Genomic DNA, 25,694 nt, shown 5'->3' on the forward strand with positions numbered 1-25,694 from the left:
CGAAAAAATTACGTAACAGACCCACTCTATAACTCGCCCGCTAAAATGGCGTGGGCGTTCACTGATGCATTTAATGTAGTATTCTTATTTTAATGTTGGTTAGCAAGATGCTTTTCACAAAACCTACAATAGGAATGAGTAAGAGGGATGGCGATGTGGTAATGCGAAAAGAAAATAAAATCAGACAAAATAAATTTTATTGAAAAGTAGACTATGTTAACAATACTGTTTGGTTTGTGGAAATTAATAAATATTTAATAATAAACAATATTCACATATCCGAAATTAGGGATGAGGCGGGGGATTCATAGGTAGCGGAAACCTATATAGCATCGGACTTCAGGATGTTCGATGCGTTGTTCTCTACATTTTTTAAATTCTAACGTGAAAAAAACATCGTCTCGCAACCACAAGATACTAGCTTCATTCAAAACTTCCATCGGCGTGATTGCCCACGAGGTTATCTGCGCGGACCTCTTCCTGAGCAACCTGACCGATGCAGAAATCCACCAATACAGGATGTAAGGTCTGAGTGCATTTGAACGTCAGGCAATAACAACGCGAACTCTCTGATCCTGGCTTCCTCTATCAGCAGGGAGCTTGTTGTGCGACACTCTCTCTTTGCCGGAGAACGCCTTTGTCTGCATGATGCCCTGATTTTTTCTCCTGATGTGAGTGAAATGTCACCCATCACGGCCGACATGCCATTTATTGAGTGAATGATGTCCTCAATCATCATATCTGTATCTTTCGCAACCATGATTTAGCCGACCGTCGTTGCGCCACAATGCGGTATCATGATGGGTGCCGTAAGAGCAGAGCATCCCCGCGCTGACCCCGCCGAGAACCGATGGAGGTGCTGGCTGGCGGAGTATGCCGTCTGACATCAGGCGGCGGTGATGTTCCGAATAATAAAAAAATGACGCGGACAGGCATGTCAAAATGTGTACGGGTTGCTTAAAGAAGGGACTGACAGGGAAGCCTTTTATTTCAATCCGACTTATTCAAAGAAGCTTTATTGGAGTGCGAAATGCTACAGAAAGTAGAGCCTATAGATATCAATAAAATAATTTTACTTCTTCCACACAGTTATCCTTTCTTGCTGATTGACCGAATTATTTCAATGCGAAACGATGTTAATGGTATGCATGTTAAGGCGATTAAAAATGTGACGAGTAGTGATTCAGCAATACCTGTGGGCTCCAGGTTGCATACTGCATTTCCCGCCGTGTTGATTATTGAAGCTCTGGCGCAGGCAACGGTTCTCCTTGCAAAACAGGTATTAGGTGATACTCATTCAGACGCAGTGTATTATTTTGCCGCCATTAATCGGGCCCGCTTTTACCATGCGGTTTATCCTGGTGATCAATTAGAGCTGGATGTCTCTTTTATCCGCAAAAGAGGGATGATTGTGCAGTTGGCCGGTGTGGCAACCGTGTCGGGAAAAAGAGTCTGCACAGCGAAATTCATGTGCGTAAGGAAATAACTTTCCTTCTTTGTTTGTCGTCTGAGTGGGTATGAATAATGGTAACGATAGATGCGTTTTTAAATAAAATAACATTGCTGACCAGCGGTAATACTATCGCTAAAGAAAGCGATGAGTACGGTAATATTATCGTCACTGATTCAACGAAGTATAGAGTACTGCGATTTGATGGCATTAATGAGCAAAGTAAAATGCTCAAAAGCGACACTTGCTTACCAATACATAATTATATTAAAGCGATGCTGATGGCAACTGCCTTCACCTCATCAAACACGGCGCTGGTACTCGGGCTTGGTGGCGGGTCTTTAGTTCGTTCCCTGTATGCTCTCGATAGTCAATTAACACTCGACGTCGTAGAATTGAGGTCGCGTGTTCTCTCCATCGCTCGTGAGTATTTTTCATTACCCTCATCAGATAAAATAACCTATTACATTAACGATGCTGGAGACTATTTAAATAATCTCTCTCTTCCTCGTTATGACCTTATTTTTTCTGATCTGTATTCTGCCTTCACCATGGATCCTCTTCAGGGAACAGAACGTTTTTTGCGGCTGTGCCTGAATAAAATGCATGATCATGGTTGGCTGGTGATGAATTATCACGAAGTACCCAAGGTAGGTAGTTCATTATATGATGCACTGCATCGTGTATTTGACGAGGTTCTTTACTGCATCGTACCGAGCGGAAACGTTGTCATTTATGCGGCCAAAAAGCCTCATGACAGCTCTCTGGACGAAAAGAAAAGCCAGGCTAACCAACTGTTGTTACAACTTGGCAGTAATGTCGATTACCTGTCGAGAAAAATTAACTTTTTGCGTTGTCTTTAACTTACCATATGTGCTGGAAAAAGATGACTAACTTATTGAAATATTTTAGAAATAGCTCAGTCTACGGGCTGTAATCAGTTAACGGGCACACAAATTTTGTTCTGGCAAGGTTATCCGATGTACATCCGTTATTACCCCCACGTCATTAGGCTTTAAAAATCAACGCAATGAAAAAAATAATAAGGGGATTTACGGGGTTAAGCATCATGCTCCCGCTGCTTCTGACGTCCTGCGGAACCTTGTCCGAGATGCAGGTTGATGAAAGCCCGCATAAGGTGAAGCAACTCGCCTGCACAAAAAATATTGATGATCTGGTCGACGGCATTGTTCGTCAATATATGAATAAGGAAAAAAACACCGGTATGGCGGTGGGTATCATCAGAAATGATGGGGCTCCACGAACCTGGGGATATGGCTATACCAATGCGGACAATCGTTACCCAATTGATGGGGAAACCCTGTTTGCGCTGGGTTCAATCAGCAAAGGTGTGACAGGTGAAGTGGTGGCGGGGCTGGTCGATAAAGGACAACTGAAGTGGGACGATAATCTTGCTGATTTATTGCCGAAAAATACGCTTCTCAGTGATGACGCAAAGCACATCACATTGTTGCAACTGGTGACCCACACGTCTGGCTTACCCCGACAAAACATGAATGCACATATGCTGCAGAGCTTCCTAAGCTATCTGTTTACCGGCGACAATTTCTATAGTGAGCTGGACAGCGACTCGGTGGTGAATGATTTATCGTCATTTAAAAGGCCGCAAAAACGGGTGCCGCTGTATTCTAATCTGGGTTATGCCCTGCTGGGGTATATCATCAAATTAAAAACGGGAGAAGATATCCAGCAGTTGTCTTATGACTTTATATTCCACTCGTTGAAGATGAGCAGTACCAGCTTCGATGCCCCAAGGTTAAAAGCCTATCCCTATCGTGCGATTGGCCATGCAGGCGATCAGCCGAAGTTTATTCGCCGTGGAGCCGTCGTTCCTGACTGGTATTTCACCAATAATATGGTCGCAGCGGCTAGCTTGTATAGCAATGTAGATGATTTAATGAAATATCTTCGTGCACATATTACTGATTCAGAAAGCAGCGATCTTAATTCGGCAATATTGGTTTCTGAAAAAATCTATTTTCAGAGAGAGATCGAAGCGGCCAATATTGCATGGGTGACCGACCATAAAGATAATCAAATTATCACCTATCAGGTCGGGTATATCGGCGGTTATTCCAGTTATATCGGTTTCGATAAAAAGCATAAAAATGCCGTAGTGGTATTACAGAATTCATTCAACTGGAGCAACTATATTGGCCATGATTTGCTGTTAAAAATGGCAATGGCGGACGACTACCGCGGAACCTGTAAGTAAAAAGGCTCAGTGTGCTGAGCCTTTTCGAAGAGATGACAATGTTCAGGTAGATCCGAACGCGCGGGGGAATCGCGAAACGTTCTACTGATGTACACCAATATAGCGCTCAAATTTTGCCGGTTTTAACTGATGAAGATCAACCAGTACCAGCCCATCGATGCAATGATTGAACGCCGGATCGGAGCCAAAATCGATAAACTGTACGCCGCCAGCTTCACAAAGTTCTGAGTACTGTTTATAAAGTGGCGGAATGCTGCATCCTAAATTACTGAGTAATCGCTTCAGGCGCTGCAAATCCTGCGGGTAGTCGTCCCCGGAAAACTGTGCCAGTACGTCCGGCAGTGATGCCGGATAAGGTCGGCGAGAGGTTGCGAGCGGTAGCGTAGGGGCGAAATAGAGCCGGTAAAATGCGATCAGCAGGTCGCGGGCGACCAGAGGGAAACCGCCTGAAATCGACACCGGGCCGAATAAATAGCGGGTTTGCGGATATTTTGCCAGATACGCGCCGATGCCTAACCACAGATAATCCAGCCCGCGTTTGCCCCAGTAGGCCGGCTGAATAAAGCTACGACCCAGCTCAATTCCCTGCTCCAGTATCGGGTCCATCTGGTTTCCATAATGGAACAAACTTTGGCTATAAATACTCTCTAAACCTTTCTGACTCCCTCGCCCGGCGGTGGGAATAAAACGGTATGCGCCGACGATTTCCAAATCCTGTGGATCCCATAAAACCAGATGATAGTACTCATCATCGTAGCTATCTAAATCGCGGCGGCGACCGCTGCCTTCCCCCACGGCGCGAAAGGCGATTTCGCGCAGGCGGCCCAGTTCGCGTAGCACGGGTACATAGTCCTCACCGTTGCGACGGTACAAATAGATCAGCTTGCCGTCCGGCGTCTGGCCCAGTTTCTCACTGGCTTCCAGCGCACGTTTCAGCACCGCGCGATCTTCGGCGCGGGCAATGGCCGATTCCGACTGAAATAACCCCTCTTTGCTCTGCCCAAGACGGTAAACGTGGCGACGAAAGCGTTCGGCCAGATCATTGGCGTGAGTATGTCCGTCATACCAACTGGCGTAAGGAATGCGCGCGCCAATCTGTAATTTCAGGCAGTTGCCACGTTGGCGAAACATCTCGCGTACCAGCAATAGCGAGGAGAGTGGCCGGTAAATCAGCGAGCTTAGATAAAATAATACGCTGTTAGCCCCACCGATATGCACCGGCACAATCGGCGCACGGGCTTTGGCTGCCATGCGGATAAATCCGGTATGCCAGCGGCCATCGCGCACACCTTTGGACGTTAGGCGTGACACTTCACCGGCTGGGAAAACAATCAGGACGCCCTGATTTTCCAGTTGTTCTTGCATGGCTGACACCTGCGAACGCTGGGTGCGATTGCCCATGTTATCCACGGGAATCATCAGACTGCTAAGCGATTCCACTCGTGATAACAAGCGGTTTGCTACAACTTTGACGTCGGAACGTACTGAGGCGATGGCGTGCAACAACGCCAGCCCGTCAAGCGTACCGATAGGGTGGTTGGCTACCACGATCACTGGACCATAACTGGGGATTTGTTCGAGGTCGCGTTCGGCCAGTTCGCAGCGAATATCGAAATATTCCAGCACCTGCTCCACCATATCCATGCCTTTTAGATGGCGGTTCTGGTCCGCCAACTGGTGAAACTCTTTCTCATGGAACAGGGTTTTTAACAGACTGCGCTGCCAGGGCGGGGTAATACGCTGTGGGTCTAAATCCTGAAGTACGGTATCCATGCTGAACATAGGATGTCCTCCGGTTAAGTTACTCAGAACATAAGCAGCGCACATGACAGAGAAATTGCAGGGAAATGACAGAACGTGGAAATAATCATAAGGAAATGTCGCATCCTTTGCGATAACTATGGTCTATCAGGTTATTGTTTGAATTCTAACCAATGATAATTATCCTATTCACTTAGGATCATGCTTTATGTGATAACTGATGCTGCGGGCTATTCAATTAAATACGATTTATTCAATAAGGTCCTTAATGTCTGGCAAGCAAAGCGACTCTTCATTCCTACCGTCAGTTTCAATTTCCAGCTCAATACTTCTCTATCCTTATCTTCAATAATTTGTAGGTTTCAGGATGGAAAATATTTGCTATCGAATAGCTGAAGACCCGCGGCTTCTGTATAAAAATAAATTTATTCATGATGTGGATTCCTAATGAACCTCATAATAGAATTATACGAAATTGAGTCTGATTTTTAACAGTTTTTACGACAATTCGCTGCTGCCCAATCTCCTCCCAGAGAGGTAGGGTAGTTGTAGTGTTGGCTTCCACAGCTCCTTGCCGCTCACTGATGTTCTGCGTACCCGCCAGCAAGCCTGAACGGATAAGTCATTTTCGTAGCCTGTTCGGAGCAGAAAATCAGTTAATTAGAGGGGAATCGTTGTATGGTGGTTTTATGTCAAACAGTATTCGGGATCGCTTATGCTGCAACCCCATCTTGACGCGTTGAATATTCTGAGCACCCCGGTTTGGGTTGTTTCACCAAAGAATCAGGAAATCGTTTTTGCTAATAGCGCTGCAAAAAAACTGGCACCTCACGGCCAGTTAGCGGAGCTACGTCACGGGCAGTTTTCAGCCCATGCCCAGAAATTACTGGGATCCTATTTGCCCGCTTTACTTAAAGATGAACAAATCGTCGAAATTTGGACCGTTCAACGTGACGGCAATGCCTTTCCACTGAGCGGCCATCTCTCGCTGATGCATCTTGAGGCGCAGGAAACGGCGATTATTTTCGAAGGGATTAATGCCTCCGGCGTGGTGATGCCGGTAGTCAGCCCTTGCCCGGATATTGAGTGTGCTACGCCATATTGCCGCGATGAACGGGGTTTTTACGAGCGCTTGTTTCATACCAATACTGCACCGATACTGCTTATTGACCCGGCGGCAGAAGGGCGGATTCTGTATGCCAATCTGGCTGCCTCGCGTTTTTATGGTTACTCGCGCGAACAGATGTGCCTGAAGCATACCTGGGACATCAACGTGTTGGGCCGCGATGTCCTGCCGATCATGCATGAGATTTCCAGATTACCCGGCGGCCATAAGCCTCTTAATTTTATTCATAAACTGGCTGACGGTAATCTCCGTCACGTGCAGACTTATGCCGGTCCGGTGGAGCTGGACGGTGTTCGGCTGATGCTGTGCATCATTCATGATATTACCGAACAGAAACGTCTGGAGCAGGAACTCGAGGATGCCGCCCTGCGCGATGCGCTGACGGGGCTCGGCAATCGTCGTCAGTTTTTGCAACGGGTTGAGCGTGCCTATGCCAAGACCCAATATTTAGATCAAGACTTCAGCCTGATGCTGGTTGATGCCGATCACTTCAAAGCGATTAACGATCAGCATGGCCACCATAAGGGTGACGAAGCGCTGATCTCACTCGCCAGAGCGCTTGAGGCTGGTATTCGTGACAGCGATACGGTATTTCGCTGGGGAGGCGAGGAGTTCGTTATCCTACTGCCGCTGACCAACCTGGAAGGGGCATTGCATGTGGCGGAATCCCTGCGTAAAGCCGTTCAACAACTTTTCCAGCCCAATCTGCCACAGTTGACGGTAAGCATTGGCGTCGCACAGTATCAGGCTAATGAGGACTCCGTCAGCCTGTTCAAACGCATGGATGACGCACTGTACCGCGCAAAAACATCGGGACGTAATAAAGTGATGGCTGGAAAGTGCTAAGGCATCGGGCTCTATGCTGTGGTAGTGACTCCTTGAATAACCTCTGAATTTATCTGTCTTTTCGCCGGAATCAAATGATCTCTTGGTTCAAAATAATCCTTTACAAGTGCGAATGATAATGATTATTATTGTCATGTGTTCCGGGGATGGCCACACACCATGGTCAAACGGGTCCCCATGAATGCACGACATTGCTCACATTGCTTCCAGTATTATTTAGCCAGCCGGGTGCTGGCTTTTTTTTGTTCCTATTTTGAGCCGCAGATGCGTTGACTGTGTGCGCGCTCACCCAAATCACTGACGCCTGCAAGCTTATCGGGATTCGCTTACTGACCGCCTTCCTGCAATGCAAACTATGTTGAAAACATTTCTCTTCATCGTCGCCAAAACACGTGCAAATCTCCAACAAATCCTTTGAATTTAGCTATCTGCATTTGTTCATATTTTTTGAACAGAGGAGTGAGTTTTTTACGCTTTCTTATTCTCAGCCGTTGACTAGACTAGAGAAAACATTGAGGAGAGTTGAACATGATCTACTTACGCAAAGCACAAGAACGCGGTCACGCCAACCATGGTTGGCTCGACAGCTGGCACACTTTTTCTTTCGCCGATTACTACGATGCAAACTTTATGGGTTTCTCCGCGCTGCGGGTGATCAATGAAGATTTTATCGACGCGGGACAGGGGTTTGGTAAGCACCCACACAGAGATATGGAAATCCTGACCTATGTGCTGGAAGGCACTGTGGAGCACCAGGATAGCATGGGTAACAAAGAGCAGATTCAGGCGGGTGAATTCCAGATCATGAGCGCCGGTACCGGCGTTACCCATTCTGAATACAACGGCAATAAAGACAAAAAATTGCACCTGTATCAGATTTGGATCCTGCCTGAAACTAAAGGTATCGAGCCACGTTACGAGCAACGCCTGTTCGATGCGCCGCAGGGCCGTCAACTGGTGCTGTCACCTGATGCCCGGGATGGCTCGTTGAAAGTGTTCCAGGATATGGAGTTGTCACGCTGGGCGATGAAGAAAGATGAACAATCTGTTTATCAGATTCAGCCGGAACGTCGCGTGTGGATCCAGGTGGTAAAAGGCACGGTATCCATCAACGGCCAGAAAGCGGGCCCAAGTGATGCCCTGGCCATTTGGGATGAAGCCACCTTGTCGGTGCATGCCGATGAAGAAAGTGAAATCCTGTTGTTTGATCTGCCGCCAGTCTGATGGATTTAACACTCGGCTTTATAACGATGGGCAACTCAGGTTGCCCATTTTTCTGACTCGACTTCCTGCCATATAGCCCTTGCCCGTGCAATGTTCCGAAATCCCCCCGTTTCATGACCCTATTCATCACATTGCGTACGCCAGTATTCAATGTTTGAACGCGCTCTCATTGTCTCTTTTAATGGGGGGAAACCGGTTTTTGAAATGACGCCAGTAAGGATGACATCAAGAGAATGGGGCAGTGCCTTCATCATCACTGGAGTGAAGCACTATGAAAAATCATGCTTTGTTGTGCGTCCAGCACAGGGGATATTGGTGACGCTGTTCTGATTACCGCAAGGTAGCGTTATCCGTCAGGGCGAATATTTGCTAAAATCAGCCTCATGCTTACTTAACTCAGTTCATTGAATATGAAGAAAAAAAGGCCAGCGCTTCAGGACGTGGCAGATAAAGTGGGTGTGACTAAAATGACGGTCAGCCGCTATTTGCGCAATCCTGAACAGGTTTCTGCCGCGTTGCAGGAGAAAATCTCCGCCGCACTCGATGAACTGGGTTACATCCCCAACCGTGCCCCGGAAATTCTTTCCAATGCTAAAAGTCGCGCCATCGGCGTGCTGCTGCCCTCACTGACCAACCAGGTGTTTGCCGAAGTCTTGCGTGGTATCGAAAGTGTGACGGATATTCACGGCTATCAGACCATGCTGGCGCACTATGGTTACAGTCCTGAGCGCGAAGAGCAGCGGCTGACATCACTGCTCTCCTACAACATCGATGGCCTGATTTTATCCGAGCGCAGCCACACGGTGCGTACTCTGAAGATGATCGAAGTGGCGGGCATTCCTGTGGTCGAGATGATGGACTGCGTATCGCCATGCGTCGATCTGGCGGTTGGCTTCAATAACTTCGAAGCCGCACGGCAAATGACTCAGCAAATCATTGCCCGTGGTCACCGTCACGTGGTCTATTTCGGCGCACGTCAGGATGAGCGAACGATAATTAAACAGCAGGGCTATGAGCAGGCAATGTATGAGTCCGGGCTTCTGCCTTACAGCGTCATGACCCGTCGTTCATCGAGCTATTCGGCAGGTGCCGAGTTACTTAAACAGGCGCAGAAGGAGTGGCCGCAGATTGACAGCATTTTTAGCACTAACGATGATCTCGCGGCGGGCGCGTTTTTTGAATGTCAGCGGCAGGGATTACATATTCCATCGCAGATGGCGATCGCGGGTTTCCATGGTCATAACATGGGGCAGGCGATGGAGCCTCAGCTTGCCAGTGTTCTAACGCCGCGCGAACGCATGGGGCAAATTACCGCTGAACGGTTGTTGGCAAGATTACGCGGCGAAGTCGTGACACCAAGAATGGTGGATGTCGGGTTTACCATTTCAGCGGGCGGAAGTATCTGAGCCGGTCTGACTGATCACGTGTTGGGAAGGGCGCAGTATGGGAACCGCTGATATGCGCCAAACTGCGATAACGTCACGTTTGCGAATATATTCGCGCGATTGTTACCGCTATCTGGGCTGAACAACATGAAATTATTCCTTGGTTTAAAGTAAAATCACTCAAGAAAAAAATCTTAATGCCGATATTAATAATATTAAAATAATTTTCTCTATTTTTATTGGAATCAGTAACCGGCACCTGAGTGCACCGTCATTTCAATGTGGCCGGTATTGTCGTTGAAATAGAAAAAATATTCTGACGAGACCCATATCAAAATGGCGTGTTAATAAAAACCGTGATGACGCTATTTTTTACCCGAATAGCAAGGTTGATGTTTCGCAAGTAGCATGCTGAATGTAGATAATAGGCAAATGGCGACATCAAAATGTTAGCAAATGTACCTATGGGCTTATATCGTCAGTTTAATCTATAACTCACTGTTTTAAAACGTGAACGATTGGGTGTGACTTATGACGACAGAACTAAACATTTACGGTCAGGCTTTGGGGAAGGAATTACCTGATTGGCACTCCCGGGGTGTACTCAAGAAAGTCCCCCTTAAAGGTGACTATTGCCTGCTTGAAGCTATTGATATTAAGCATAGTCGAGACTTGTTTGATGCGTGGCATAGTATCGATGACGAACGTGATTGGACCTATTTCCACATCAAAAGACCTATTACTATTAAGCAATGCGATCATTATATTGCCTCTCTGGCTACCAGCGCGGACCCTTCTTTCTATGCGGTGATTAACCATGCCACGGATAAAGCCGTGGGTTCGGTAGCATTGCAGCGAATTGATCCGGAAAATGGGACCATAGAGATAGGCTGGATTAACTGGTCCCCGTTAATGAAACGTACTTTATGTAGCACGGAGGCAATCTTTCTTCTGCTGTCATATATTTTCGATACGTTGCAATACAGGCGATGTGCGTGGAAATGTGACAGCCTGCATGAATCAGCCATTCACTCTGCACAACGGTTGGGTTTTCAATACGAAGGCACATTCAGGCAAATGCAGGTATCTAAAGGGCGTAATCGTGATGTTCGCTGGTATTCCATTACCGATGGTGAGTGGCCGTTAATTCGCAGAGCCATGAGTCTTTGGTTGAGCCCGGCTAATTTGGACGAAAAAGGCAAACAAAAACAAAGGCTGGCCGAACTGATGCCCCAGAAACCAGAAAAATAATTATACTGGAATCGTCGTTATGGCCCCTTTTTCGTCATACACCCATTCAGAATGGGTGGCGAAGGCAACCGTGCCGTCATCTTTCACCACCGCACTGAGATAGTCTCTTCAGCGATAGCCCTTATCTGCCGGTGATTCCCCGGCCCGATTTGTTGGCGAGCCAAGCCTATTGATTGTGCTTATTCAACGCGGCCACACACCGATCTACGACACCTTCAAACTTGTGATCGATATTCACACGCAGTACATCGGGTTCGTCTTCGCCGGGCTCTTCCAGCGCATCGAACTGGCTCTTTAGCAACTCTGTCGGCATGAAGTGGCCGACGCGGGCTTTCATGCGCTCGGAAATCACCTCAATACTGCCCTTCAGATAGATAAAGACCACGCCCTGATTATCCTCGCGCAACGCATCGCGATAGCGGCGTTTCAGCGCAGAACAGACAATCACTCCGCTTTCGTTTTTATGGTAAAGACTGTAAGCGGCGTCATTCAGACGTTTAAGCCAGGGTGCGCGGTCATCATCGTTCAACGGGTGTCCGCTGGCCATTTTCTGAATATTTGCACGGGGATGGAGATCATCACCGTCGATAAATTTTGCGTTAATCTCCCGGGCTAATGCCGCGCCGACGGTGGACTTACCGCTGCCTGACACACCCATCAGAATGATGCTTTGTCCTGCCATAAGTTGATCTCTATCCCAAAATGAAAATTTTGACTGCGAAGTGAGTCCTAATATTATCATGTTACCGGTATCATGATACCGGTAACAAATGGAGATGTGACTAATATCACAAAGGAATGTACTGCTGATTTAGCGGTCTCGGCCTGTACCCGTTGCACTGTTAACTCCTATAATTTATTGAAAATCAAAAATAATGCCCCGTTTTCCAGATACCTGCGCGGGATAAAGCATAAAGGGGAAAAGATATGCCATTAGTTATTGTAGCCGTAGGCGTCGCGCTACTGCTGTTGCTTATGATCCGATTCAAACTCAACGGGTTCATTGCTCTGATCCTGGTCGCGCTCGCGGTCGGTATCATGCAAGGCATGCCGGTGGATAAAGTGATTACCTCGATTAAAAACGGGGTAGGCGGCACGTTAGGGAGTCTTGCGTTGATCATGGGCTTTGGTGCCATGCTGGGTAAGATGTTGGCTGATTGCGGCGGTGCACAACGTATTGCGACCACGCTTATCAGTAAGTTCGGTAAAGAGCACATTCAATGGGCCGTGGTTCTGACAGGTTTTATCGTCGGTTTCGCGCTGTTCTATGAAGTCGGCTTCGTACTGATGCTACCCCTGGTCTTCACCATTGCCGCATCGGCGCGTCTGCCATTGCTGTATGTCGGTGTACCCATGGCCGCTGCGTTATCCGTCACGCACGGTTTCTTACCACCACACCCTGGCCCAACGGCGATTGCCACGATTTTCCATGCAGATATGGGTAAAACCCTGTTGTATGGTTCGCTGCTGGCAGTCCCTACGGTTATCCTTGCGGGTCCTGTATTTGCCCGCTTCCTGAAAGGCATTGATAAACCGGTTCCTGAAGGCCTGTTCAATCCAAAAACCTTTACCGAACAAGAAATGCCAAGTTTTGGCGTCAGCGTAGCAACCTCTCTGGTGCCGGTTATCCTGATGGCATTCCGTGCGGTTTGCGAGATGATCCTGCCAAAAGGCCACGTGGTTCTGCCTTATGCTGAGTTCTTCGGTGACCCGGTCATGGCAACGCTGATTGCGGTGCTGATCGCTATCTTCACTTTCGGGCTGAACCGTGGCCGTAGCATGACGGAAGTGATGAATACCGTGACGGAGTCGATCAAAATCATCGCGATGATGCTGCTTATCATTGGGGGTGGCGGTGCGTTCAAACAGGTGCTGGTGGACAGCGGTATCGAACCGTATATCGCTAACATTATGAACGGCAGCAACTTGTCGCCAATCCTGCTGGCATGGTCCATTGCAGCGGTTCTGCGTATTGCGCTGGGTTCTGCAACCGTCGCCGCTATTACGGCGGGCGGTATTGTTGCACCGCTGATTGCTACCAGCGGTGCCAGCCCTGAGCTGATGGTGATCGCCGTCGGTTCCGGTAGCGTTATTTTCTCCCACGTTAATGATCCCGGTTTTTGGCTATTCAAGGAGTACTTCAACCTGACTATTGTTGAAACCTTCAAATCCTGGTCAATCCTGGAAACCATCATTTCCCTGTGTGGTCTCGGCGGTTGTCTGCTGTTATCGATGGTGGTGTAAAGCCAGCGTTCTGAATTGAAACCCACAAAAACGGCGGCCCTTGAGGGGCCGCCGTTTTTGTGGGTGCGAAAGCGGACGGCTAAATCTTCAAGTATGCTCTGATGCCGTCAAGGAACATCTGCGTCGAGAGCATGACCAGAATCAGGCCCATCAGGCGTTCCAGCGCGCTGACACCTTTATCGCCGAGCAGGCGCAGGAACAGGTTCGACAGCAGCAGAATGCCCATCGACAAACCCCAGGCGATAAACAGTGCCAGGGTTAAATGACTGAGCTGATGGGGATATTGATGCGACAACAGCATCAGCGTGGCCAGAATCGACGGGCCAGCTACCAGCGGGATCGCCATGGGTACCAGAAAAGGTTCTTCACCGGCAGAGAGGCCCGTACTGCTTTTCTCCTCTGAGGGGAAAATCATTTTGATGGCGATCAGGAAGAGAATGATACCGCCTGAAATCGACACCGTCTCGGTGCGCAGATTAAGGAAAGAGAGGATCTTTTCGCCCGCGAAGAGGAAAATTAGCATCAGGATCAGCGCAATCAGCATCTCGCGGATCAACACTACGCGACGCCGTTTCGGATCCAGATGTTTTAACACCGACATAAAGATCGGCAGGTTGCCGAGTGGATCCATAATCAAAAACAGCAAGATGGTTGCTGAAATCATATCAGTCATGACTACCTCAAAGGCGGAGATCGGCTTTCTTAAAAACGCCTGTTATAAGCCGGGCTGCTAAAAAAGCCCGTACTATCGATTAAATTCACTTGCCACTTCTACACCATTTTGTAAGGTGGTAGACCAGCGCGTTGACAGGGTCGTCGACGCTAAAAATCACAAACACATTTTACGCAGCTATCACCCTTAGGGCAGGACAGTAATTATGAAAAACGTAGGTTTCGTTGGTTGGCGCGGGATGGTCGGTTCTGTACTCATGCAGCGCATGATTGAAGAACGCGATTTTGACGCCATCCGCCCGGTATTCTTCTCTACCTCGCAACACGGTCAGGCCGCACCGGAATTTGCCGGACAGCATGGCACATTGCAGGACGCTTATGACCTCGACGCATTGAGTGCGCTGGACATTATCATCACCTGTCAGGGCGGCGATTATACCAATGAAATCTATCCAAAGCTGCGTCAAATCGGTTGGAAAGGCTACTGGATCGACGCCGCATCCTCTCTGAGAATGCATGATGACGCGATTATTATCCTGGATCCGGTCAATAGCGCGGTGATTCATCAAGGTATCGATAAAGGCATCAAAACCTTTGCCGGAGGTAACTGTACCGTCAGCCTGATGCTGATGTCGTTGGGCGGCCTGTTTGCCAATGACTTGATCGAATGGGCTTCAGTGGCGACCTACCAGGCCGCTTCCGGCGGCGGCGCCCGTCACATGCGCGAACTGCTGACTCAAATGGGCATGCTGCACAATAGCGTGGCGAAAGAGTTGCAAGATCCGGCCTCCGCGATCCTTGAAATCGAACGTAAAGTCACCGCGCTAACCCGCAGCGGCACACTGCCGACCGACAATTTCGGCGTTCCGCTGGCCGGCGGTTTGATCCCGTGGATTGATAAGCAACTGGATAACGGCCAGACCAAAGAAGAGTGGAAAGGTCAGGCTGAAACAAACAAAATTCTTGGCACCTCCAGCGTGATCCCGGTTGATGGTCTGTGCGTGCGCATCGGTGCGCTGCGCTGCCACAGCCAGGCGTTTACCCTGAAGCTCAAAAAAGATGTGTCGATTCCTGAAATCGAACAGATGCTGGCGACGCACAACGACTGGGTGCGTGTCATCCCGAATGACCGCGAGCTGTCGATGAGAGAACTGACACCGGCAGCGGTCACGGGTACCATGAACACGCCGGTTGGACGCCTGCGGAAATTGAATATGGGCCCGCAATATCTGTCTGCGTTTACCGTCGGCGACCAGTTGTTGTGGGGCGCGGCAGAGCCACTACGCCGTATGTTGCGCATCTTGCTGTAACCTTCAGATTTGAAGTCGTAGGCGGCGTGAGCTGCCTTGCGACAACGCCAACTATTTTGGTTAGTCAAAGGATAAATCTCAGGATTTTCCTCTCTCTGACTGCCTAACGGGACACCAGCACGGTGTCCCGTTTTTGTTTCAGTCATCAATCACTTCACCCGGTTTGAATCTCTTCGTCAGCGCTTTTGGCTGAATTTGATTTTGTGAAAAAATCCGCGCTTTTTGCTCCTGCTTTTTATCGACCTTTGTCTATGCTTAGTAGATGAGCAAAACGCTTTTGAGAAGCACAAACAAGCACTTATTTAGAAACTGTGAGCGTAAGCGCTGACAGGCATGTTTAAGCAAAAAGAAATGGCGCTCGTGTCACAAGGTGATCATCCATTCAGGAGCACACTGACCAGAGCGTTATCATAGATCATCTGGATGATTTCATTGGACTTATTGATTTAATTAATCATAGGACGAAATGCATGTCAGTACTTCCCGATCAGCACGTTATCAATCAACTTATTTCCGGCCATTATGCTGATCCGTTTTCGCTCTTGGGAATGCATTCTGTAGCGGCGGGTATTGAGGTCCGCGCCCTGTTACCGGATGCCGATCAGGTCTGGGTGATTGATGCCGATAAAGGCACCAAAGTGGCTGAATTGCGTCGCAATGACGATCGTGGCTTCTTTATTGGGGTGATGCCCCGGCGCAAAAATCCCTTCCGTTATCGGCTGGAAGTTCGCTGGGGTGAGAATACCCAGCTGATTGATGATCCTTACCGTTTTGGCACGCTTTTGCAGGAGCTGGATATCTGGCTTTTGGCTGAAGGCACGCATTTGCGACCTTACGAGATGCTGGGCGCACATCCACAGGTTTTGGATAACGTTGAAGGCGTCAGTTTTGCGCTCTGGGCACCGAACGCGAAGCGTATTTCGGTGGTCGGCGAATTCAACTTTTGGGATGGCCGCCGCCACCCGATGCGTCAGCGTCGTGAAAACGGTATCTGGGAGCTATTCATCCCCGCAGTACACGAAGGCCAACTGTACAAATACGAAGTGATCGATTGTAACGGCAATGTCTCATTGCGCGCAGACCCCTATGCGTTTGAAGCGCAAATGCGCCCGGAAACTGCCTCGCTGGTGAGCCATCTGCCCGAGAAAGTTCCCTTTTCTGCCGCGCGTAAAAAAGCGAATGCTCTGAACCAGCCGGTGTCGGTGTATGAAGTGCATTTGGGGTCCTGGCGTCGCCATACGGATGACGGTTTCTGGTTAAGCTACGGCGAGCTGGCTGAGCAACTGATTCCGTATGCTAAATGGATGGGTTTCACCCATATCGAACTGATGCCAATCAACGAACATCCGTTTGACGGCAGTTGGGGTTACCAGCCGCTGGGCATGTATGCGCCGACGCGGCGTTATGGTACGCCGCAGGAGTTCAAGGCTTTCATTGATGCAGCCCATGATGCCGGTCTTAATGTGATTCTTGACTGGGTCCCGGGCCATTTCCCGAGCGACGCCCATGGTTTGGCACAGTTCGATGGCACCGCGTTATATGAATATGCCGACCCGCGCGAAGGTTACCATCAGGACTGGAATACGTTAATTTACAACTATGGCCGCCACGAAGTGCGTAACTATCTGGCTGGCAATGGTTTCTACTGGATTGAACGCTACGGTATTGACGGCCTGCGGGTCGATGCGGTGGCCTCGATGATTTACCGCGATTACAGCCGCAAGGCAGGCGAGTGGATCCCCAACTATTACGGCGGCCGTGAAAACCTGGAAGCCATCTCTTTTCTACGCTACACCAACCAAACCATTGGCCGTGAACTCGACGGTGCCGTGACGCTGGCTGAAGAGTCGACGGATTATCCTGGCGTCACTATGCCGCCTGATGCGAACGGACTGGGTTTCCATTACAAATGGAATTTGGGCTGGATGCATGACTCGCTTAATTATATGCAACTTGATCCTGTTCATCGCAAATACCACCATAATCTCATGACGTTCGGTGTGCTTTATGCCTACAGCGAGAACTTCATGCTGCCGCTTTCGCATGACGAAGTGGTGCATGGCAAAGGCTCGCTGCTCGACAGAATGCCCGGTGATGTCTGGCAGAAATTTGCCAACCTGCGTGCCTATTACGGTTTTATGTGGGCACATCCCGGCAAAAAACTGCTGTTTATGGGGTGTGAATTTGCACAGGGCCGTGAGTGGGATTTCAACAACAGCCTCGACTGGCACCTACTGGATGACCAAAACGGCTGGCACAGCGGTGTTCAGCATCTGGTGCGGGATCTCAATCATGTTTACCGCCAGCAAACGCCGCTTTACGAGCTGGACTTCAACCCGCGTGGCTTTGAATGGTTGGTGGTCGATGACCACGAAAACTCCGTGTTTGCCTTTGCGCGCCGCGACGACAACGGCGACGAAATCATCGTGGTCAGCAATTTCACACCGGTGCCGCGTTACGACTACCGCATTGGCGTGGCGCGGCCGGGGCGATATCACGAAATCCTCAATACTGATTCGCATTTCTATCGCGGCGGTAACATCGGCAATAGCGGCGATATTTACAGCCAGCCGATCGGTCTCCATCAGCGTGAGCACTCCATCAGCCTGACCATTCCGCCGCTGGCGACTGTGTATCTGCGCAGGGAGGAACGATGAAAAAACTTGAGTCCGGACAACCAGCGCCCTATGGCGCGCAATTACAGGCCCATGGCGTCAACTTCTGCCTGTTTTCAGCCCATGCGGAAAAAATCGAACTGTGTCTATTCGATGAGTCCGGCAGTGAGCAACGCCTGATGCTTCCTGGTCGCACCGGTAATCTTTGGCACGGCTTTTTGCCTGGTGCCAAAGCCGGTCAGCACTATGGTTACCGGGTTTACGGACCGTTCGAGCCGGAAAGCGGACTGCGTTTTAACCCTAAAAAGCTGCTGATCGACCCCAGTGCTCGTGCGCTGGAGGGGCAATTGCGCGATAACGCCCGGCTAAAGGGAGGTATTGATGCGCCGGATGAAAAAGACAGCGCCGTGGCTGCGCCGAAGTCGGTGGTGGTCGATGATAGGTTTGACTGGGGCGATGATGCCCCACCCGCCACGCCGTGGGGAGAGACGATCATTTATGAAGCGCATGTGCGCGGCCTGACACGTCAGCATCCGCACATTCCGGCGGCGTTGCGCGGCACTTATGCCGGCCTGGCGCATCCGGTTATGCTGGAATATTTGCAGCATCTGGGCGTGACGGCAATAGAGTTACTGCCGGTGCAGCATCACGCTGACGAACCGCGGCTGCAGCGCCTTGGACTCAGTAATTACTGGGGCTATAACGTGCTGGCACCTTGCGCGGTTGAGCCAAGCTATGCCAGCCGACAGAAAGGTATTTCAGCACTTAATGAGTTCAAAGCGGCGGTGAAAGGGCTCCATCAGGCCGGGATTGAAGTGATCCTCGACGTGGTATTCAACCACAGCGCGGAGTTGGATATCGATGGGCCATTCATCTCGTTTCGCGGTCTGGATAATCCCAGCTGGTACTGGCTGCGGGAAGACGGCAGCGACGACAATGTCACTGGCTGCGGCAATGCGCTACGGTTAGTGGATGAGGAAACCATTGCCTGGACACTCGACTGCCTGCATTACTGGGTGCGCGAATGCCATGTTGATGGCTTCCGTTTTGATCTTGCTACTGTGCTTGGCAGAACCCCGACGTTCACCTCAGAATCACCACTTTTCGCGGCTATTCGAGCCGACAGCCTCTTGTCGAATGTCAAACTGATTGCTGAACCCTGGGACATTGGCCCAGGTGGTTACCAGCTCGGCAACTTCCCACCTCCTTTCGCTGAATGGAGCGATGTGTGGCGAGATGATATGCGTAAATTCTGGCTGCATGGCGATGTATCGCTCGGACAGTTCGCCAAGCGTTTTGCCGCGTCAGCCGATCTTTTTGACCACGGCGGGCGCGCCCCTCACGCCAGCATTAACATGCTTACCGCGCACGACGGTTTTACTCTGCGTGATGTCGTGAGCTTCAACGACAAACACAATCAGGCCAACGGCGAAGATAACCGCGACGGGCACAATGAAAACTACAGCCAAAACCACGGCGAAGAGGGGCTGAATGCCTCTGGAGAGGTACTGCGTCAGCGGCATCTCAGTCAGCGCGCGCTGCTGGCGACGCTCTTGCTTTCGCAGGGAACCCCGATGCTGCTGGCCGGTGACGAACACGGCAACACCCAACAAGGCAACAACAATGCCTATTGCCAGGACAACGCCCTGACCTGGCTCGACTGGAGCCATGTTGACGATACGTTGACGGCTTACGTGGCGGCTCTGGTGGCGTTGCGTAAAAACATCCCTGCACTGATGCAGGACCAGTGGTGGCGTCACGAAGGCAGTGACGTCGAATGGTTAGATGCTCAAGGCCAGCCGATGCAGGCCGCAAGTTGGGAGCACGGGCCGCAACAATGGCTGCAAATCCGCCTGTCAGGCCGCTGGTTACTGGTGCTGAATGCCTCGCTCGGTGATGTCGATATGCAATTACCTGAGGGGCAATGGCAGCCTGTTAGCCCGTTTAATTCGGTTCTATTTGGAGAGGAACCTCAGTGTGTCAGGGATGGTTCGATCTGGCGTGCGACAGCAAAAACACTCTGCGTGCTCCATTGCCATGAATAACAAAACAACATACATGCAGAGACGTCAGCAGAGTTACCCAAGGAGTCAGCCATGAATACAACAGAAAATAGAGATCCGGTAATGCTGGCAAGACAGTTACCCCTGAAAGCCGTCGCGCTTATCCTGGCTGGCGGTCGAGGCTCGCGTCTTAAGGATTTAACCGCTACCCGCGCCAAGCCTGCGGTTCATTTTGGAGGGAAGTTCCGCATCATCGACTTCGCACTGTCGAACTGTCTGAATTCAGGTATTCGCCGCATTGGTGTTATTACGCAGTATCAGTCACATACGTTGGTCCAACATATTCAACGTGGCTGGTCATTTCTCAATGAAGAGATGAATGAGTTTGTGGATTTACTGCCCGCTCAGCAGCGCCACAGTACCGAGCACTGGTACAAGGGCACCGCCGACGCCGTCTATCAGAATCTGGATATCATTCGTCGCTATGAGGCTGAGTATGTCGTGATCCTCGCCGGAGATCACATCTACAAGATGGATTACTCCCGAATGCTGGTGGACCACGTGCAAAAAGGCGGTGAGTGCACCGTGGCTTGCCTTGCCGTTCCGCTGGCAGAAGCCAGTGAATTTGGTGTCATAGATGTGGGGGAAGATTATCAAATCAAGGGGTTTCTTGAGAAACCACAGAACCCGCCTTGTATTCCTGGCCAGCCGGACATGGCACTGGCGAGCATGGGCGTCTACATTTTTAATGCTGACTACCTGTTCCGCCTGCTCGAAGAAGATATGTCCAAGGAGGAGTCCAGCCACGATTTTGGCAAGGATCTGCTGCCGAGAATTACTACAGAGGGCGTTGCCTGGGCGCATCCTTTCAGCATGTCCTGTGTGACGCAAAACGCTGAGTTGCCGCCGTACTGGCGTGATGTCGGGACGCTCGATGCGTACTGGAAGGCCAATCTGGATCTGGCCTCCGTGACGCCTGAACTGGATATGTACGATCGTTCGTGGCCGATCCGCACCCACATGGAACCGCTGCCTCCAGCCAAATTTGTACAGGACCGCTCCGGCAGTCACGGTATGACCATGAACTCTTTGGTCGCCGGTGGTTGCATTGTCTCTGGCTCGGTGGTGGTGAACGCGGTGTTATTCCCGCGAGTGAGGGTGAATTCGTTTTGCAATATTGATTCGACCATCCTGTTGCCGGACGTCAACATTGGCCGTTCATGCCGCTTACGTAAATGTGTTATCGACCGTGCCTGCCATATTCCCGAAGGCATGGTGATCGGCGAAAACGCAGACGAAGACAGTCGACGTTTTTATCGTTCAGAGGGCGGTGTTGTTTTAGTGACCCGCGCCATGCTGGCGAAATTGTAATACCCGGCGACCTTGAAGCCATGGCTGCATTCGCGAGTCTGAATCCTGTGTAAGCGGAATCTACTCATTTGCCGCCTTGTCACAACGCCAATGACTTGGGTATGTCTTTAAGGAATCTATACGTGGTCCGGGACGGTGCAACAGGGAGTTTGTTGACGTCTGCCCCGATAATGTTTGCTCATCACCCAGGTAATAACCCCGTGGTGGCGATGATAATTCAGGAGCGCGAATGCAGGTTTTACATGTTTGTTCAGAGCTTTTTCCCCTATTAAAAACAGGGGGACTGGCTGACGTCGCGGGTGCGCTTCCCGCCGCGCAAATAGCGGGGGGGACCGACGTACGCGTGCTGATCCCGGCCTTCCCCGATATTAAGCGGGGCATCGGAGAGACGCAGGTCGTGGGCCACCTTGATACCTTCGCCGGACATGTGACGCTACGCTACGGTGTGTTCCAGGGCGTGGGTATTTACATCATTGATGTGCCCGGACTGTATGACCGCCCCGGCAGCCCGTATCATGATCAGTCTGCTTATGCTTATCCCGATAACCATTTGCGTTTTGCCCTGCTAAGCTGGATGGCAGCCGAATTGGCCAATGGTTTTGACGGAATGTGGAAACCAGATATTCTTCACTCACACGACTGGCACGCCGGGCTGACGTCGGCTTATGTGCGCTCACGACATATTCCGGTCAAAACCGTGTTCACCGTGCATAATCTGGCATTTCAGGGGTTGTTCGACGGTTACCATTTGCAGCACTTGCAGATCCCGTTCGAGTTCTTTCAGATGTACGGCCTGGAGTTCTACGGTCAGATATCGTATCTGAAAGCCGGGTTGTTCTATTCGGACCACATCACCACTGTCAGCCCTACCTATGCGAAAGAGATCACCCGTCCTGAATTTGGTTACGGGATGGAATCTTTGCTGCGTGAACGTGAACAGGAAGGTCGACTGTCGGGCATTCTCAACGGTGTGGATGATGCCATCTGGCAGCCGCGTGATGACGTATTGCTGTCGGCTCGCTATGATGCTGATGACCTGCGCTCCAAGATGATCAACAAAGCCTATTTGCAACGTGCAATGGGACTGGACGTAGATGACTCGCGACTGGTGTTCGCTGTCGTTAGCCGCCTGACCAGCCAAAAAGGGCTGGACCTGGTTCTGGAAGCGCTGCCGGACTTGCTTGAACGTGGCGGTCAACTGGCACTTCTCGGAGCAGGCGATGCCGTATTACAGCAGGCGTTTCTGGCCGCGGCCGCAGATAACCCAGGGCAAGTGGGCGTACAGCTCGGCTATCACGAGTCGTTTTCACACCGCATTATCGGTGGTGCTGACGTCATCATGGTGCCAAGCCGCTTCGAGCCTTGCGGACTGACACAGCTTTATGGTCTTAAATACGGTACCTTGCCACTGGTTCGCCGTACCGGCGGACTGGCGGATACGGTGGTGGACTGCGCGCTGGAAAATCTTTCCGACGGTACCGCCAGCGGGTTTGTTTTCGAAGAGGCGAACGGCACGTCTTTGGGGAGCGCCATTCGCCGGGCGTTTGTGCTGTGGAGCCGGCCAAAACATTGGCGCCACGTTCAGCATCACGCTATGGGTATCGACTTCGGTTGGCAGGTAGCGGCTCAGGCCTATCTGTCACTTTATCAACGGTTGCTGTCATGAAGATTGAGAAGCGACATGACTTGATTGGGAGCTCAACGCTATGACTTCACCGTTTAATTACACTTCGCCGACAGTCAGTGTTGAAGCGCTGAAACACTCGATTGCTTACAAGCTGATGTTTATCGTCGGAAAAGATCCCTCGATTGCCACTCAGCATGACTGGCTAAACGCCACTTTGTTTGCGGTACGTGACCGCATGGTGGAGCGTTGGTTACGCTCTAACCGGGCACAAACCTCGCAAGATGTGCGGCAGGTTTACTATTTATCGATGGAGTTTCTTATTGGGCGCACGTTGTCGAATTCGCTGCTGTCGATGGGTATTTACGATGATATCAAACAAGCACTCAATGAGATGGGATTTGACCTTGAGGAACTGATCGATGAAGAGAACGATCCCGGCCTCGGCAACGGCGGGCTGGGACGTCTTGCTGCTTGTTTCCTCGACTCGCTGGCTACGCTGGCGCTACCGGGACGGGGTTATGGAATCCGTTACGAATATGGCATGTTCTCGCAAAGCATTGTTAACGGTCAGCAGATGGAAGCGCCGGATTACTGGTTGGAATACGGTAATCCATGGGAGTTCCAGCGGCATAACACCCGATACAAAGTGCGTTTCGGCGGTCGCCTGCAACATGAAGGGACCAAAACCCGCTGGCTGGAAACCGAAGAAGTCATCGCCTGCGCCTATGACCAGATCATCCCCGGTTTTGATACTGATGCCACCAACACGCTGCGTCTATGGGGCGCGCAGGCCAGTAATGAAATTAACCTCGGCAAATTCAATCAGGGTGACTATTTTGCGGCGGTAGAAGATAAAAACCATTCTGAGAACGTCTCACGAGTGCTTTATCCCGATGACTCGACCTACTCTGGGCGCGAGCTGCGGCTGCGTCAGGAATATTTCCTGGTTTCTGCCACCGTGCAGGACATTCTTACTCGCCATTATGTCACCCACCACACCTATGACAATCTGGCTGACAAAATTGCCATTCACCTCAACGACACGCATCCCGTGCTCTCTATCCCAGAGCTAATGCGGCTGCTGATCGACGAGCATAAATTCGGCTGGGATAAAGCCTGGGAGACGGTCAGTACAGTCTTCTCCTACACCAATCATACGTTGATGAGCGAAGCCCTGGAGACCTGGCCGGTAGATATGATCGGCAAGATCTTGCCGCGTCATCTGGAGATCATCTTCCAGATTAACGATCACTTCCTCAAAGAAGTTGAAGTGAAAGTGCCCGGTGATAGCGGCATTTTGTCACGCGTGTCCATTATCGATGAAGAGCATGGTCGCAAGGTGCGCATGGCATGGCTGGCGGTCATCGCCAGCCATAAAGTCAATGGCGTGTCGGCACTACATTCCGAATTGATGGTGCAATCGCTGTTTGCTGATTTTGCCAAAGTCTATCCGGACCGTTTCTGTAACAAAACTAACGGTGTGACGCCGCGTCGCTGGCTCGGTGTGGCGAATAAACCGCTGTCGAAAGTACTGGATGACGCGATTGGCCACAACTGGCGTACCGACCTGAGTCAGCTTGATGAGTTGAAACAGAATATTGACTACCCGAGTTTCCTCGACGCGCTGCGCAAGGCAAAGTTTGAGAACAAAAAACGTCTGGCGATTTATATCGCGCAGAAACTGGATGTCGTGGTAGATCCCAAGAGCCTGTTTGATGTGCAGATCAAGCGCATTCACGAATATAAACGCCAATTGATGAACGTGCTGCATGTGATCACCCGTTATAACCGCATTATTGAAGAACCGGAGGCTGACTGGGTACCGCGGACAGTGATTTTCGCAGGTAAAGCCGCCTCGGCCTATTACGCGGCCAAGCAGATTATTCACCTGATCAACGATGTTGCTACCGTTATCAATGAAGATCCGCGCGTGCGCGATAAACTCAAAGTTGTGTTTATTCCGAACTATAGCGTGAGTCTGGCGCAGATGATCATCCCGGCCGCCGATCTTTCGGAACAGATTTCACTGGCTGGCACCGAAGCCTCAGGCACCAGTAATATGAAATTTGCTCTCAATGGTGCGTTGACGATTGGAACCTTGGACGGTGCCAACGTCGAAATGCTCGAACATGTCGGTGAGGAAAATATCTTCATTTTCGGTAATACCACGCCACAAGTGGAGCAGCTTCGCCATGACGGCTATAACCCGCGGACTTATTATGAACAGGATACTGAGCTACACCAGGTACTGACCCAGATTGCTACTGGCGTCTTCAGCCCAGACGAGCCGAAGCGCTACACTAATCTGTTCGATTCTCTGGTGAACCTCGGTGACCACTATCAGGTACTGGCGGATTACCGTAGTTATGTCGATACCCAAGACAAAGTGGACGAACTCTACCAACATCCAGATGAGTGGACGCGTCGTACTCTGCTGAATATCGCTAACATGGGCTATTTCTCGTCTGACCGCACCATTAAAGAGTACGCCGACGAGATCTGGAATATTAAGCCGGTCAAGTTGTAACCGAAGCGTTGATATGACAAAGGCATCCGATGGATGCCTTTGTTGG

Annotated in this window: 17 protein-coding genes; 14 read left to right on the forward strand and 3 right to left on the reverse strand. The window is 50.4% G+C overall.

The window, feature by feature from the left end; all coding sequences use genetic code 11:
• Window positions 1–1,030 precede the first annotated feature (1,030 nt).
• From fabZ to IEV89_RS14060, 3 genes are all read left to right on the forward strand, one after another.
• Window positions 1,031–1,486 (forward strand): 3-hydroxyacyl-ACP dehydratase FabZ, encoded by a 456-nt coding sequence (gene fabZ, locus IEV89_RS14050; RefSeq protein ID WP_188474154.1) that lies wholly within the window; start codon window positions 1,031–1,033, stop codon window positions 1,484–1,486.
• A gap of 38 nt (window positions 1,487–1,524) precedes the next feature.
• Window positions 1,525–2,313, forward strand: coding sequence for a spermidine synthase (locus IEV89_RS14055; RefSeq protein WP_188474155.1), 789 nt, complete (start codon window positions 1,525–1,527; stop codon window positions 2,311–2,313).
• A 206-nt stretch (window positions 2,314–2,519) separates the two neighbouring features.
• Complete coding sequence (locus tag IEV89_RS14060; protein WP_229746484.1) at window positions 2,520–3,686, forward strand: serine hydrolase domain-containing protein; 1,167 nt, start codon at window positions 2,520–2,522, stop codon at window positions 3,684–3,686.
• Window positions 3,687–3,767: 81 nt separating this feature from the next.
• Here IEV89_RS14060 and olsF read toward each other — a convergent pair whose 3' ends face one another.
• On the reverse strand, window positions 3,768–5,468 hold the full coding sequence (gene olsF, locus IEV89_RS14065; protein WP_188474157.1) for a bifunctional ornithine lipid synthase OlsF: 1,701 nt from the start codon (window positions 5,466–5,468) through the stop codon (window positions 3,768–3,770).
• A gap of 694 nt (window positions 5,469–6,162) precedes the next feature.
• Here olsF and IEV89_RS14070 point away from each other — a divergent pair.
• The 4 genes from IEV89_RS14070 to IEV89_RS14085 all read left to right on the forward strand — a co-directional run bounded on the left by IEV89_RS14070 (window position 6,163) and on the right by IEV89_RS14085 (window position 11,279).
• Window positions 6,163–7,419, forward strand: coding sequence for a GGDEF domain-containing protein (locus IEV89_RS14070; RefSeq protein ID WP_188474158.1), 1,257 nt, complete (start codon window positions 6,163–6,165; stop codon window positions 7,417–7,419).
• Window positions 7,420–7,947: 528 nt separating this feature from the next.
• Window positions 7,948–8,643: a pirin family protein gene (locus IEV89_RS14075; RefSeq protein ID WP_188474159.1), complete on the forward strand. Its 696-nt coding sequence runs from the start codon at window positions 7,948–7,950 to the stop codon at window positions 8,641–8,643.
• Between the two features lie 410 nt (window positions 8,644–9,053).
• Complete coding sequence (gntR, locus tag IEV89_RS14080) at window positions 9,054–10,049, forward strand: gluconate operon transcriptional repressor GntR (protein WP_188474160.1); 996 nt, start codon at window positions 9,054–9,056, stop codon at window positions 10,047–10,049.
• 510 nt (window positions 10,050–10,559) lie between these two features.
• Complete coding sequence (locus IEV89_RS14085; protein ID WP_188474161.1) at window positions 10,560–11,279, forward strand: GNAT family N-acetyltransferase; 720 nt, start codon at window positions 10,560–10,562, stop codon at window positions 11,277–11,279.
• A gap of 166 nt (window positions 11,280–11,445) precedes the next feature.
• Here the strand turns inward: IEV89_RS14085 and IEV89_RS14090 are convergent, their stop codons facing one another.
• A complete protein-coding gene (locus IEV89_RS14090; RefSeq protein ID WP_188474162.1) occupies window positions 11,446–11,961 on the reverse strand; it encodes a gluconokinase in 516 nt (171 codons plus the stop codon).
• Between the two features lie 245 nt (window positions 11,962–12,206).
• Between IEV89_RS14090 and gntT the strand changes: the two genes are divergently transcribed.
• On the forward strand, window positions 12,207–13,523 hold the full coding sequence (gene gntT, locus IEV89_RS14095; RefSeq protein ID WP_188474163.1) for a gluconate transporter: 1,317 nt from the start codon (window positions 12,207–12,209) through the stop codon (window positions 13,521–13,523).
• Between the two features lie 79 nt (window positions 13,524–13,602).
• Here the strand turns inward: gntT and IEV89_RS14100 are convergent, their stop codons facing one another.
• Window positions 13,603–14,196: a YhgN family NAAT transporter gene (locus tag IEV89_RS14100; protein ID WP_188474164.1), complete on the reverse strand. Its 594-nt coding sequence runs from the start codon at window positions 14,194–14,196 to the stop codon at window positions 13,603–13,605.
• Window positions 14,197–14,401: 205 nt separating this feature from the next.
• Between IEV89_RS14100 and asd the strand changes: the two genes are divergently transcribed.
• The 6 genes from asd to glgP all read left to right on the forward strand — a co-directional run bounded on the left by asd (window position 14,402) and on the right by glgP (window position 25,648).
• Window positions 14,402–15,505: an aspartate-semialdehyde dehydrogenase gene (gene asd, locus IEV89_RS14105; RefSeq protein ID WP_188474165.1), complete on the forward strand. Its 1,104-nt coding sequence runs from the start codon at window positions 14,402–14,404 to the stop codon at window positions 15,503–15,505.
• A 470-nt stretch (window positions 15,506–15,975) separates the two neighbouring features.
• Window positions 15,976–18,162, forward strand: coding sequence for a 1,4-alpha-glucan branching protein GlgB (gene glgB / locus IEV89_RS14110; RefSeq protein WP_188474166.1), 2,187 nt, complete (start codon window positions 15,976–15,978; stop codon window positions 18,160–18,162).
• The gene (gene glgX / locus IEV89_RS14115; RefSeq protein WP_188474167.1) at window positions 18,159–20,165 is read left to right on the forward strand and encodes a glycogen debranching protein GlgX; all 2,007 of its coding nucleotides are present in this window, start codon (window positions 18,159–18,161) and stop codon (window positions 20,163–20,165) included. The genes glgB and glgX overlap by 4 nt, the downstream gene beginning before the upstream one ends.
• Before the next feature lie 51 nt (window positions 20,166–20,216).
• Window positions 20,217–21,494 (forward strand): glucose-1-phosphate adenylyltransferase, encoded by a 1,278-nt coding sequence (gene glgC, locus IEV89_RS14120; protein ID WP_188474168.1) that lies wholly within the window; start codon window positions 20,217–20,219, stop codon window positions 21,492–21,494.
• Window positions 21,495–21,723: 229 nt separating this feature from the next.
• Window positions 21,724–23,160 (forward strand): glycogen synthase GlgA, encoded by a 1,437-nt coding sequence (glgA, locus tag IEV89_RS14125; RefSeq protein WP_188474169.1) that lies wholly within the window; start codon window positions 21,724–21,726, stop codon window positions 23,158–23,160.
• Window positions 23,161–23,200: 40 nt separating this feature from the next.
• Window positions 23,201–25,648, forward strand: a complete 2,448-nt coding sequence (gene glgP / locus IEV89_RS14130; RefSeq protein ID WP_188474170.1) for a glycogen phosphorylase — start codon at window positions 23,201–23,203, stop codon at window positions 25,646–25,648.
• Window positions 25,649–25,694: the final 46 nt, after the last annotated feature.

The organism is Hafnia psychrotolerans (genome assembly GCF_014639435.1).
GTDB classification, from domain to species: Bacteria; Pseudomonadota; Gammaproteobacteria; order Enterobacterales; family Enterobacteriaceae; genus Ewingella; species Ewingella psychrotolerans.